The 13,380-nt window shown below is 52.5% G+C and carries 11 protein-coding genes; 2 read left to right on the top strand and 9 right to left on the bottom strand.

Translation table 11 applies throughout. From position 1 onward, the window contains the following. Nucleotides 1-28: 28 nt before the first annotated feature. The 4 genes from ACT3TR_RS10775 to ACT3TR_RS10790 all read right to left on the bottom strand — a co-directional run bounded on the left by ACT3TR_RS10775 (nt 29) and on the right by ACT3TR_RS10790 (nt 4,894). Nucleotides 29-694: an alpha/beta hydrolase gene (locus ACT3TR_RS10775; protein WP_096278661.1), complete on the bottom strand. Its 666-nt coding sequence runs from the start codon at nt 692-694 to the stop codon at nt 29-31. A gap of 102 nt (nt 695-796) precedes the next feature. Beyond that, nucleotides 797-2,566, bottom strand: a complete 1,770-nt coding sequence (locus ACT3TR_RS10780; RefSeq protein ID WP_444625217.1) for an SLC13 family permease — start codon at nt 2,564-2,566, stop codon at nt 797-799. Nucleotides 2,567-2,808: 242 nt separating this feature from the next. Continuing rightward, nucleotides 2,809-3,012 carry a cold-shock protein gene (locus tag ACT3TR_RS10785; RefSeq protein WP_008958127.1) on the bottom strand — a complete coding sequence of 68 codons (204 nt, stop codon included), beginning with the start codon at nt 3,010-3,012 and terminating at the stop codon, nt 2,809-2,811. A 223-nt stretch (nt 3,013-3,235) separates the two neighbouring features. Next, a complete protein-coding gene (locus tag ACT3TR_RS10790) occupies nt 3,236-4,894 on the bottom strand; it encodes a GMC family oxidoreductase (protein WP_444625216.1) in 1,659 nt (552 codons plus the stop codon). 313 nt (nt 4,895-5,207) lie between these two features. On the opposite strand from ACT3TR_RS10790, the gene msrA reads away from it, so the two are divergent. Beyond that, nucleotides 5,208-5,828 (top strand): peptide-methionine (S)-S-oxide reductase MsrA, encoded by a 621-nt coding sequence (gene msrA / locus ACT3TR_RS10795; RefSeq protein WP_096278655.1) that lies wholly within the window; start codon nt 5,208-5,210, stop codon nt 5,826-5,828. 28 nt (nt 5,829-5,856) lie between these two features. Here msrA and ACT3TR_RS10800 read toward each other — a convergent pair whose 3' ends face one another. The 3 genes from ACT3TR_RS10800 to ACT3TR_RS10810 form a co-directional block, all read right to left on the bottom strand. Next, nucleotides 5,857-7,455, bottom strand: coding sequence for a sigma 54-interacting transcriptional regulator (locus ACT3TR_RS10800; protein ID WP_444625215.1), 1,599 nt, complete (start codon nt 7,453-7,455; stop codon nt 5,857-5,859). A 94-nt stretch (nt 7,456-7,549) separates the two neighbouring features. After that, the gene (locus tag ACT3TR_RS10805; protein WP_444625214.1) at nt 7,550-8,971 is read right to left on the bottom strand and encodes a hypothetical protein; all 1,422 of its coding nucleotides are present in this window, start codon (nt 8,969-8,971) and stop codon (nt 7,550-7,552) included. Nucleotides 8,972-9,050: 79 nt separating this feature from the next. Then, complete coding sequence (locus ACT3TR_RS10810) at nt 9,051-10,223, bottom strand: iron-containing alcohol dehydrogenase (protein WP_444625213.1); 1,173 nt, start codon at nt 10,221-10,223, stop codon at nt 9,051-9,053. A gap of 406 nt (nt 10,224-10,629) precedes the next feature. Here ACT3TR_RS10810 and ACT3TR_RS10815 point away from each other — a divergent pair, with 406 nt between their 5' ends. Next, nucleotides 10,630-12,012: an NAD-dependent succinate-semialdehyde dehydrogenase gene (locus tag ACT3TR_RS10815; protein WP_444625212.1), complete on the top strand. Its 1,383-nt coding sequence runs from the start codon at nt 10,630-10,632 to the stop codon at nt 12,010-12,012. An 81-nt stretch (nt 12,013-12,093) separates the two neighbouring features. Here the strand turns inward: ACT3TR_RS10815 and ACT3TR_RS10820 are convergent, their stop codons facing one another. Continuing rightward, nucleotides 12,094-12,570, bottom strand: a complete 477-nt coding sequence (locus ACT3TR_RS10820; RefSeq protein ID WP_444625211.1) for a phosphatidylglycerophosphatase A family protein — start codon at nt 12,568-12,570, stop codon at nt 12,094-12,096. Continuing rightward, complete coding sequence (locus ACT3TR_RS10825; protein ID WP_444625210.1) at nt 12,570-13,319, bottom strand: tellurite resistance TerB family protein; 750 nt, start codon at nt 13,317-13,319, stop codon at nt 12,570-12,572. The genes ACT3TR_RS10820 and ACT3TR_RS10825 overlap by 1 nt, the downstream gene beginning before the upstream one ends. Nucleotides 13,320-13,380 lie beyond the last annotated feature (61 nt).

Genomic DNA, 13,380 nt, shown 5'->3' on the forward strand with positions numbered 1-13,380 from the left:
TTTAGGCAAATGCTAGCTTAGGCGAATGCTAGCTTAGACGTGTGCCCAGCCATTTGCCGATGTCATTAACCTGCTGTGGACAGAGCGCGTGGGCCATTGGGTACTGGCGGTAATTGACCGTGTAACCCATCTCTTTCAGGCGGTCTACGCCGCTGCGCCCCAGGCTTTCGGGCACGATAGGATCAAAGTTACCGTGCTGTACTTCAATAGGCATTTGTCGATTTGCATCGCTCAGAACGATATTGTCGGCAGTGGCAAAATAGGTCGACATCGCTAACAAGCCGCCCAAGGGCGCGGGAAAAGTGAGCGCGGCTTCGTAGGCAACGGCGCCGCCTTGCGAAAAACCCGCCACAATAATGCGCCGACTATCGATTCCTTGATCAATTTGCTCTTGCATCAGCCCCTGTAATCGCTCAGCCGATTTTTTGAGCTGGCTTTTATCCACCCGACGCCCCAAATCCATGGCGAGAATGTCATACCACGCGGGCATCACCATGCCGCCATTAATCGTCACGGCCAGGCGCGGCGCATGGGGCATGATAAAACGAACCTGCGAGTTTTTATGCAGTGCTAACGCGGGCACTAGCGGCTCAAAATCGTGCCCGTCAGCACCTAAACCGTGAATAATAAAGACACACGCATCGGCAGGTTGACCGTTTTTCGGCTCAATAATCAGTTCGCCAGGATCAGTCATCGACTCTCATTCCTTGTGCAAAAAAAGCAACCCTAGCGCAAACCAGTGCTAACCGCGAGTAGTGGCGCGCCTAAAGGAGCCAAGACACCGCCAAAAGCTATTTTAAAAAGGCCATACCTGAGGAATCAACACCAGCGCTATCGCACCGGTTAAGACATTTAAACCACTGCCTAAGCGTAGAAAGTCACTCACCCGATAGCCGCCGGGGCCATACACCATCAAGTTCGTTTGATAGCCGATAGGCGTTAAGAAACTGGCCGAGGCAGCAAACATAACGGCCACGACGTAAGGCATCGGACTAACGCCTAAACTTTCTGCAGCGCTCATCACGACCGGGAAAATAATCACTGCCGCAGCGTTGTTAGTGACTAGCTCTGTGAGAAGCGCTACGACACAGTAGGTCCCTATCAGCAAGAGTAGAGGATTACCCGCCACTAGCGCCAGCAAACCACCGGCAATCACTTCCGCCGCACCGGAGCTTTGTAGCGCGGCCCCGACGCCAAACGAGGCGGCAATAGTTAGCAGCACCTGGGTATCAAGGCCTCGCTTAGCCGCTCCCACCGAACAACAGCCGGTGAGTAGCACTAGCGCAGCCCCTAACATGGCGGCATTGAGCATGCTAAGCACGCCCAGCGCTGCAAGCACCACGGCACCCAGTAAGATCCCCCACGCAAGCGGCGCCTTTTCATGGATCGGCCGTGCTGACCCATTAAGCTCGCTTATCAGCAAAAAGTCTCTGGACTGACGATGACGTTCAATAAACGGTGGGCGTGCTTCTAGCAGCAGCACATCCGCTGACTGCAAGCGCACTTGACCTAAATTCCCTTTTACCCGCTCACCGCCACGGCATATCGCCAGCACCGCTGCGCCATACAGCGTTCTAAACCGTCCATCGCGAATACGCTGGCCAATAAACTGGCACTGGTCAGACACAACGGCCTCGACCAAACGGCGCTCTTTAAACTCTTTCTCTAAACTGGAAGTGTCGTCTCGAGAAGGAATGAGGCCACGGATTTGCTGGAGCTCTACCGCTGCATCGCTGGTTCCGGCAAACACTAGACGGTCGCCACCTTTAAGCTGCTCCCCAGGCCCGACAACGCTGACAATATTGCCTGCACGCTCAATCTCCACCAGGAACAGCTCCTGTAGATGGCGCAGCCCGGCTTCCTCCACGCTACGGTCGACCAGTACACCAGCTGGGTCTACCTCCATTTCAATCGTGAACTCACGCGGATTGGCAAACGCACTGGCCACCCCGGAACGCGCCGGTAGCAACCGCGGCCCTAGTGCAATCAGATAGACTAGGCCCGCTATGGCCACGGGAATCCCGACCCAAGCGAGATCTAAAAGGCCCATGCCGCGCTCGGGATAACGGTCAAGTAACAGTCCATGCACGACCAAGTTAGTACTGGTGCCGAACAGGGTAATGGTGCCACCCAGGATAGAAGCAAAGCTGAGCGGCATGAGCAGCCGCTGTGGAGATAAACGCAGCCGCCGGCTCCAGCTCATCACCGCGGGGATATAGGTAGCCACTACCGGGGTATTATTGACAAAACCACTGAGCATCGCCACGGGTAATAGCAGGCGCGTCAGGGCGCCTCTTTCGCTCGCAGGGCGCCCCAACACATAGCGAATAATGAGATCAATCCCACCGGTTTCACGAATGCTAGCCACCAGCACGTACATAAACGCGACGGTGAATAAACCGCTATTGGAAAAGCCGCCTAACGCCTGCTGAGGATCAATGACTCCCAGCGTCATCAGCACGATAACCGCACCCAGCAAAATAATGTCGGGCCCGAGGCGTGAAAAAGCCATGAGCGGAAAGATCGTAACCACCACTGCTACCGCAATCCATGCATCCAGCGACATACCCACCCCATTCTTAATCCACAAGCATGGGCTATTGTGACGCCAACCGCATATTCTAAAAAGTTATTTTTAGAAACACTTAAAGAACAAAAAAGAATATAAGAATAGCCATAGTGGCGTCAATATCGCGGCTTAGAGCACTCTCTAAATGACGGGCAACAAAAAGCCCCGCGCTTGGCGGGGCTTTACGATCAATCAACGCTAAGCGCTAATTGTTAACATCTCATGGTTTAAGAATTAACTTAAACAACTTTGATGTTAGAAGCCTGAAGGCCTTTTTTACCCTGAGTGACGTCGAAGGAAACCTTCTGGCCGTCCTGCAGAGATTTGAAACCTTCAGACTGAATTTCAGAGAAATGTGCGAACAGGTCGTCGCCATTGTCGTCAGGAGAAATGAAGCCGAAGCCTTTAGTGTCGTTGAACCACTTAACGGTACCAGTTGCCATGATCGAAATCCTCGATGTAGCTAATCAAAACCGGGAAATACCCGAATTACAGTGGGTAGAACAAGAAACTTTCACCAGAATTAACGCTTGAGGCGTTTCTATACTGCTGACAACGTTCGACTTGCTAACCAACTGAGCGTATTTTGCGCCTAACCCATGCACCCGTCAACACTACTATAATACCTAGCTAAAAGCCCCTAAATTCCTGGACTTTCGCTGAATTTCAGCTATGTGGCGCTAAGATCCAATCGGCAGCCTTCTCGGCAATCATTAAGGTTGGAGAGTTCGTATTGCCACTGGTAATGGTGGGCATGATGCTGGCATCAGCGACTCGCAAACCGTTGATACCGCGCACTCTAAGCCGGGCATCCACCACCGCCATAACATCGTCTTTGCGACCCATGCGCGCAGTGCCAACGGGGTGAAAAATGGTCGTTCCTATATCGCCCGCCAACCGGGCAAGCTCATCATCACTTTGATACTCAGCGCCCGGCTTCACTTCTTCAGGCGCATATTTGTTAAAAGCAGGCTGCTCGGCAATATGCCGAGTGACGCGCAGTGAGTCCGCTGCCACCTTACGGTCTTCAGGCGTACTCAGATAGTTAGGCGAAATGGCCGGCGCTTGATGCGGGTCACTGCTTTTTAGACGCACTGTCCCTCGGCTGGTGGGGTTCAAATTACACACGCTTGCGGTAATGGCTGGGTATGCGTGCAGCGGTTGGCCAAAAGCCTCAAGGCTCAGCGGCTGCACATGGTATTGAATATTGGGGTGCGCGTGCTCTGGCGAGCTGCGAGTAAATGCCCCCAGCTGCGAAGGCGCCATGCTCATAGGCCCAGAACGTTTGAGTAAATATTCAAGCCCGATACCGGCCTTTCCCCATAGCGTACTGGCCATGGCGTTTAATGTTTTGCCATTGGTAATTTTATAGACTGAGCGAATCTGCAGGTGGTCCTGCAGATTCTCGCCGACGCCCGGCAGCTCATGTACCAAGGTAACGCCGTGTTTGCGTAACAGCTCGGCAGGCCCCACGCCGGAAAGCTGCAGCAAGTGCGGCGTACCAATGGCACCGGCACATAGCACCACTTCCCCACTCACTGTCGCTCGCTGGACACTGCCATTGCGCTCAACTTCAACGCCCGAACACCGCGGCATACCTCCCTCTTCGTTAAAGCACAGCCGATTAACCTGCGTGGAATGCCATAGCGTTAAGTTGTCGCGCTTAAGTGCCGGGCGTAAAAATGCTTTAGCGGTATTCCACCGAAAGCCCGAGCGCTGATTGACGTCGAAATAGGCCACGCCTTCGTTTGAACCGCGGTTAAAATCATCGGTGCGCGGGATGCCCGCCTGCACAGCAGCCTCGGCAAAATCGTCTAACACGGGCCATTTCAGGCGCTGTTTTTCGACCCGCCATTCGCCGCCATGCCCATGAAAGTCGCGATGTTTAGCGTCGCCATCGCCGCCCGCATCTAATCGATAGTGGTCTTCGTGTTTGATAAAATCGGGCAAGCAGTTTTCCCAACGCCAAGCATCGTCTCCCGCCACCTCAGCCCAGTGGTCGTAGTCTCGCGCCTGGCCGCGCATGTAAATCATCCCATTGATGCTGGAACAGCCGCCCAGGGTTTTGCCGCGTGGATAAATCAATGAACGGCCGTTGAGCCCTTTGTCGGGCTCGGTGCGAAACAGCCAATCGGTACGCGGGTTATTGATGCAGTAGAGATACCCTACGGGAATATGAATCCAGTAGTAGTTATCCCGTCCTCCCGCTTCTATCAGCAGCACGCGATGTTTGGGGTTTGCGCTCAAACGATTGGCCAGCAGGCACCCGGCAGTGCCTGCGCCGATAACAATATAATCATAGTGGTTATTAGCTAGTTCTGGCATCACGGACTCCGGTAACGTTAGGGCGCTACTTCGCCATCAGTAGCGCTGTACTCGCGTGCGTGCCAACCTTTGCCACCTGGGCGTTGTGGCTAAAAAGCGCATTAATTAATTGGATTGTTGTTGTCATGGGCCTACCTTTAATAAAAAACGTGTTTTGAAAAGGCTGCTGATAAACGTATAACTAGAGACTAGCCTACTGAGTTAGCCAAGGGAGCCTAGGCGTTAGTTTAATGCCGCTGTCAGCAAGCTAAGCCCCAAGCCATTAATAGGCTTAAGCTCGAACCGTATCACTACCGCCACTGGAGTGCTTTGAATGACCCGACTTCCCCTTTTTCGTCCATTAGCACTTTGCGTAGTGGCCGCTGCAGGCCTCGCCAGCCCGTCACTTCAAGCCCAGGCGACCGTTGAAGCTACGTTTGCCGGCGGCTGTTTTTGGTGCATGGAACCACCTTACGATAAGCAGCCAGGGGTCAGCGCCACCATTTCTGGCTACATCGGCGGCGAGCTAGAGAATCCTAGCTACGAGGATATTTCGCGGGGCGGCACCGGTCACGCTGAAGCTGTCCAAGTTGAATACGACCCGGAAGAAATCAGCTATTCGCAGCTATTAGACATATTCTGGCGCAATATCGACCCCTTCGCGGTGGACCGACAGTTCTGCGACGTAGGCGATCAATACCGCTCGGCGATTTTTTATCACAATGAAGAGCAGAGAGAACTGGCTGAAGCATCCAAAACCGACATGGAGGCTCGCTTTGACAAGGATATCGCCACCCAAATAGTACCCGCCACGGCGTTTTGGCCTGCGGAGGAGTACCACCAGGATTATTACCAGAAAAACCCGGTGCGCTATAAGTTCTATCGCTTCAGCTGTGGGCGCGATGGACGTTTAGACGAGGTGTGGGGCGAAGAAGCTGGTGGGCCAGAGTTCTAAAAACCTTGCCATATAACACCACTTATTATCAGATGCTCGCCTGACGCCAGCGCCGCTGCTTCTTTACCAGAGTCGACTGGTCGACCCCCAATGCAGTGGCTGCAGCGCGGGTAGAGCCATGGCTAGCAAGTGCTTGGTGAATTAACTGCTGTTCGAAGTGCATGACCTGTTGGCGGAGGTCGCCACTAACATGCTTTACACAAAGCGTGGCACAGGGAAATACCTCGTTCGGCAACGACGTAGCGGTTATTAGGTCTTCTAACACCGTAACGGTTAAACGCTCGGTTAAATTAATCAGCTCACGAATATTGCCAGGCCATGGATAGCTGGAAAGTAGTTCCAAGGCCTCCGGATCCCATCGCCGACACAGCCCATGCAGCTTATTAAAATGACTCAAATAATAGCTAAGTAGTGGAATAATCTCATCGCGTCGCTGTCGTAAAGGCGATAACCACAAAGGCACCACACTAATGCGATAAAATAGATCCTCGCGAAAGCAGCCTTCTTTTACCCGGTCATGTAAATCCTGATGAGTAGCAGTAATCAAGCGCACATCGGTTTGACGAAACGCCGTTCCACCGACCGGTAAATAGCGATTTTCCTCCACTACTTTGAGCAGTTTCACTTGTAACGCGAGCGACAGGTCACCAATTTCATCCAGAAATAGCGTGCCACCATGAGCAACATCCAGCAGCCCCTGCTTGCCTTTTGGTGCCGCTCCGGTAAAGGCACCAGCGGTATAACCAAACAGCTCTGCCTCCAGCAGCCCTTCAGGGAACGCTGTACAGTTAAGTTCCATAAACGGCCCATCCGCGCGATCACTGTGCTGATGAATATAGCGTGCCAATAGCGTTTTACCGGTGCCCGTCTCGCCTCGAATAAGTATCTTCGCGGACGTTTTTGCTACTCGCCTGGCCAGTTCAAAGCAAGGCTCCGTTTGTCGGCTGATAATCACCCCAGACGAACTTAGCGCCGTTACTTCCGGCACCTTAAACGTCTCACGCATGCGCTGAATCTGTTCTAACTGCTCCTGAGCGTGTTTCGCCAACAGCAACTCGGTAATATCACGCACACTAGTGACCACATACGCAATCGAGCCATCGGCTTTGAACATGGGCATGCCGGTTACCACGATTTTCCGGCTATCATGAATAGTCTGCACCAGTGTAATCGGACGACGCTCACGAATAACTTCCAACGAGGCCGATTTAGAGATAAACCCCGCTTTCACCAAGTCGGCCATATGAAAGCCCACCACCTCTGCCCGAGAAATTCCGGTGATACGCTCATAAGCCTTATTGATCGTGACCGTAATCCCGCTGGCATCGGTGATATAGACACCATCGTGCAAGGCATCCAACAAAGAACTCAACGGCTCCTGATCAAAACCAAAAGCATCAACGCTTTGGGCCTCGCTAGGGGGGGTAATGCCCGTTACACGATAACGCATACATTCACCCACCAATTGACCTGACGACGTATTGCCCTGCGCCTCTTCAATATCGGTGCGGGTTAATACTCCAATCACTTGGCCCTGGATATCAAATACCTCCACTGCATCAGTGCCGTGCAAATCAAATAACGGCAGCGCGGCTTCCAACGAAAGGCACTCGTCGATACGTTGCATAACAGCTCCCCCTGATAGACCACACCCACCGCTTTCGCGGTGGACATTGATTTTCTACCTAATAGCGTTTAAGCCACTATAGAGGCAGTGTCTGTTATTTGCGCAATGGCACCTCCGGCTCGGGATCAGCCTCCGGTAACGATGCCTCGTCCCAGTCCTTCACGAAGGTTTTATCCACCTCACCTGAGAAAAAGCGTTTGCCGTAAATTAACGCGCAGAGCAAGATACCTACCGCAAAAGCCCAGGTAGCGCCTTTAATGACCAGCATGGCAGCAATAATTCCCGCGATACCTAAGTCTCGCTGGCTGCGCGCTTCCATAATGCCAATACGTACACTCACGTAGCCCTGAATTAACAACGTCAGCGCCAATGCAATCCCCAGGATGGGCTCCACCAAGCTAACAATTGGCAACAGCAGCAAACCGGTATTCGTACCCCAGCGAAACGAGCCGGAGCCGCCGAAGATAGAGTTCATCGCTGCTTTGCCCTGCTTGTAACGCTCCACCGTTACTACATGCATCGCTGCCCACAGCGGGCCACACATCACCACATCGGGACCAAAGATACTCATCCCGAAGTTACGCCCACCAAAAATCATGTGTGCACGATTAGGGTTATAGTCGATTTTTTCGTCCTGGCGTTTCTCATCAGCCTCTTCCAGTAACGCCTTGCTTTGAAGCACATCGCCAAACAGCACAATGTAAGCGGCGATAACTGTAGGTAACGCGGTCAAAAACATCGTCAACGGCGGTAAACCAACACCAAACACCGTGTATTCACTAAACATCAGCGCGAAATCAGGCTGGCTAAACCCCCACTCCACATCAGGCCACGGTGCTTCACCAAACAGTGGTGCCACCACGATGGCCAGTACAATAATGGGAAAAATACCCAGCTTACCGATCGCGCCCCAAAGCCCGCCCTGCGCTTTCAACTTATTAAAGTGCTTAGAAAAAATCAGATAAAACGCAACACCTACCGCAATCGCAATGGTAAAAGGATACTGCTCAAAGCGACCACCCTCATCAAACACCACGACAATGGCCGCCAGCCCAGCGCCCATAATGACACCCGCTTTAATAGCAGAAGGGATTAGCCGCACCACCTTGCTCGCCATACCCGTTACCCCAAGCCCAAGCGCAAGAATCCCCAGTAGCATCTGAAAGGCAATCAGCGCATGAACTCTGTCTACCCCCTCAGGAAAGGTCGACACATAAGCCATCAACAGAGGAATAGCGGGGGTAATCCAACCTGGGATAACCGGGTCACCCAGGAGGTGATGCATCAAATAGAGCAAGCCATTTAAAATTACAATGGCCAACGCTGCTTCAAACGGCATGCCTAGTAACTGCATCATCAATGGAATAGCGGCAAGATCCACCGCACACATTAATAGGCCCTGCAGGTAATCGGGCAGTTCAAAACGGTAATGATAAAACGGCAGGCGTAGCTTAAATGGCCCTAATGGGGTGTACGGGCTCTCTTCACCGTCAACGCGATGTTTCCAAGCACTCATGGCATGGGCTCCTATTTTAAAATTGTTAGTATTTTTTTAATAAACGTTTTGTCGTTATGGCGTTTTAATTAGCGGCGCATTAATAAGCGTCGTGGTAAATCGCCTCAATATCCGTAAGCGTTAATACCCGCGGGTTATTACGTAGCAAACGTTCCACCTTAATGGCCTCGGCGGCCAACTCGGGAATGGCGGATTCAGGAATATCAAAAGAGCGTAAACCGGCAGGAATCTCCACATCAGCACACAGCTTATGCATGCGCTTGATAACCGCATCGGCAACGGCATCATCCGAAAGCCCAGCCACGGGTTCATCAAAGGCCACCGCAATGCCACGAAAGCGATTGACGCAGGCCAACTTGTTCCACTCCATCACAAATGGCAATAAGAGTGCATTGGTTACTCCATGAGCCAAGTGGTAACGCCCACCTAATGGATATGCCAAGGCATGCACCGCCCCAACACCAGCATTACCAAACGCCAATCCCGCCAAGAGACTGCCAGTAGCCATGTCTTCACGGGCTTGAAGGTGGTTAGGGTTAGCAAATGCCTTGGGTAGCGCATGGATGATCAAGTTCATGGCTTTAACCGCTAAGGCATCGGTAATCGGCGTTGCGAAGTTAGAAAGGTAGGCTTCTATCGCATGCACCAACGCATCGACCCCGCTGGCCGCCGTTACTGAACGCGGGCAGCTCAGCGTCAACTCCGGCGCTACAATAGCTACGTCAGGTAGTAGGCAATCACTTACTATGCCCTTTTTCATCTTCTGAACTTTATCCGACAAAATTGCGATATTGGTTACTTCAGATCCTGTGCCCGCCGTGGTTGGCATGGCGATTAAAGGCACCTCACGTTGGGCAACTTTATTTTCACCAAACAATCCCTCAAGCGGGCCTTCATAGTGTGCATATACCGCCACGCACTTGGCGATGTCCATCGCACTTCCGCCGCCTACGGCGATAACGCTATCATGCTGACCACCATTAAAAGCACGCGTGCAATTTTCAACTATTTCCACTTCAGGCTCGGGCGTAACCTGATCAAATACTGCGTAAGTCACATTTAGCGCCATGAGCTGCTCGGTGATGATATCCAGTGTGCCTGAAGCCACTACGCCGCTGTCGGTCACGATCAACGGTCGTTGCATCCCCAGCGACTGCACATAGAGCTGCAACTGCTGGGCAGCTCCGTGACCAGTGACCAGCTTACCAGCGCTTTTAAAGCTACTTACTTGATTAAGACGGCTTAACTGCATGTGGCGTTTCCTATTGAAATGTTATTGATTGTTCTAGCAGCGCTGCTAATACGAAGGCGACTTCGCCGGCTAACAAATTCAAAGCAAATGCCATGCCAATAACATAAAAACCATAAGCCAATGATTTAATTATAATAATTTAATAAAAATAATAGGATTCTGATTAAGAAAAGAAAAAAATCATCAAAAAATACTTGATTGATGAAAAAAAGCATCAATGATGCAAAGCGCTTTTAACAAGCGTATGGAACCACTCTCATAATTCATTGCCCGACAATAAGTGCTTCATTGTGCATAAGCCCTCACTTTGTAATAAGGTGAACGCACACTTGAAATAGACCGGTCGATTAAGCGCCCAGGAGCTGGGCGATTTGACCAACACGTTGATCTAAAGATAGGAGATCTTATGAGCAACAATATCACGACGATTAATCCGACTAACGGCGAAACTCTCGATACCTATACGCTAATGAGTAGCGGTGAAGCCAAGCAGGTAGTGGATGCTTGTTACGAGGCATTTCTGGAATGGCGCCTTGAGTCCCTTGAAAGTCGCGCTAAAACGGTTAAAGCGATTGGCCAAGCGCTTCAAAAGCATAAAGAAGCACTGGCCGATCTGATGGTCAAAGAAATGGGCAAACTGCCTGACCAGGCGCGCCAAGAAGTTGACCTGTGTACCGGCATTTGTGATTACACCGCTGAACATGGTCCTAAAAAATTAGCTGACGAAGAGCGCCAGCCTGGGAACGGTGAACGCGGCTTTGTCACTTATTCGCCGATGGGCGTCATCTACGGCATTCAGCCCTGGAACTTCCCGGCTTATCAAGTCGTGCGCTACTCAATTGCCAATCTAATGGCGGGTAACGGCGTATTGCTTAAGCACGCCGAAAACGTGACCGGAAGCGGCCTGCTGCTGGAAAAAATCTATCGCGAAGCGGGCCTTCCCGAAAACGTTTTCCGCACGCTCGTGATCTCTCACGGCGTGTCTGATGAAGTCATTGGCCATTCTGCGGTTCGCGGCGTCACGCTTACCGGCAGTGACGGTGCAGGCCGGAAAGTCGCCGCTAAAGCCGCCGAACATTTGAAAAAGACCGTGTTAGAACTAGGCTCCAACGATGCTTATCTTGTGCTTGACGATGCCGACCTCGATCTCGCGGTAGAAACCTGTGTTCAAGGGCGTGTCTATAACGGTGGCCAAACGTGCGTTGCGGCGAAACGCTTTGTGGTGACTGAAAAGAACTATGATGCGTTTAAACAACGCTACGTGGCTCGTATGCAGGCACTGACGGCGGGCGACCCCAACCAAAAAGGTAGCGATCTTGGCCCCATGGCCCGCGTTGATCTGCGCGATGCTCTTCATAAGCAAGTAGAAGAGAGCGTAAGCAAAGGCGCAAAAATTCTCTGCGGCGGTAAAAAGCCCTCAGGTAAAGGCGCGTTTTACCCGGTCACAGTGCTGGACAACGTGACCCCTGGGCAGCCCGCTTATGATGACGAACTGTTTGGCCCGGTGGCGGCACTGATTCGCGCCAAAGACGATGAAGACGCCATGCGTATCGCCAACGACAGCCGTTATGGTCTGGGGGGTGGGATCATCTCTAAAGACGTTAAGCGCGCGACAGAGCTTGCCAGCAAGTACTTTGATACCGGCATGGTATTTATCAATGGCTTTGGCGTCGCAACACCAGAAATGCCCTTCGGCGGTGTAAAAGACTCTGGCTATGGACGCGAGCATGGCGGCTTCGGCATGCTTGAGTTCGTCAATGCCAAGTCGGTGATTGTGGTTAAGGAGTAAGTCATCCGACAAGGCCACTAAGCTGCTAAAACTAAAACCTCGCAGGCCATTGCCTGCGAGGTTTTTTATTGCGATCACGTATTAGATAGTGCCGGCTCGACGCTGCCAAAGCCCCAATGCAGCCGCCACGATAAGCCAGGTGATTAGTGCAGCGATAACATCATCCAGCACAATACCGAAACCACCCGGCACCGCCTCGGCTAAATGTATCGGCGGTGGTTTTAACGCGTCGAAAAAACGATAAACGCCGAATGCCAGTGCCATTACCAGCGGGTGGCGCGCCGCTCGCAGGCCAATCACGGCGAGAGGGAAAGCTACGTACTCATCGGCCACAATGCTGCCATGATCCAAGCCGGCAAAATGCAGCGAAGCGACATGGCAAACCGGTATCGCAATGGCTATCAATACCGCTATGATCGCCGCCTGATGAGACGTCGGCCTGCCCAGCAGCCACCATGCCAGTGGAACACCCAGCAACGAGCCAAACGTACCCGGCGCTATTGGCGCCAGCCCTAGCCCAAAGCCAGTGGCCAGCCATAGATTGAACGTTTCGAGCATTAACCAGCCTGCTGAGCTTGGTGCTCGAGCTCAGTCGTCATCTCTTTGGATAGATTAAGAGCACTGGCCAGCTGGTCTAGCCAAGCACGTTCCATCGGGTTTTGATCGTCAGTGACCGCCACGCTGATCAAGTACATCTCACGCGCGGCCTGTGGGGAGTCTGCTTCGCGAGCCAACGCCTGGGCATCCAGCGGTGCTTTTAGCTGCTGCTCTACCCAGTTGTGCATCTCCTGGTCGGCCCCTAGCGCATCAATTTGTTCGGTAATCAGCGCCTGCTCTTGCTCGTCAATGTGGCCATCGGCGCGTGCGGCCATGATCATCGCCTGCAGCAGTTCAAGACTACGCCGCTCTTGGAATTCACCGCTGAGCACTTCTACCCGCTCGCCCTCTGCCGCACTCGCCTGTTCAGCAGAGGGCTGCGCGCCGCCGTCCTTAGCAGCTTGTGAACTCTGCCACGCTTTCCAAGCCAGCATGCCCACGCCCGCAATAGCGCCATACTTAAGCGCTTTGCCGCCCATGCTGCGGCCACGCTTGGAACCTACAAGCATGCCCATAGCACCGCCGCCCAGCAGGCTCTTTACGTCAAAACCACCGGAAGATCCGCTGCCTTGACTACTGCCGCCACCGCCGCCTAACTGCTTAGAAAGCCCGCTCAGCATTCCCTTAACATCGACACCGCTGCCACTACCGCCCTTCTGACTACCGCCGGCTTGCTGCATCAGCTGCTGCAAAATTTTACTTGCGTTCATCCTTGTACTCCTAGATCGATATTATCTTTAGGCCCGTTTAAAGATTAACTCACGTTATAAA

Source organism: Halomonas sp. AOP12-B1-6, assembly GCF_052379225.1.
Classification (GTDB): Bacteria; Pseudomonadota; Gammaproteobacteria; order Pseudomonadales; family Halomonadaceae; genus Vreelandella; species Vreelandella casei.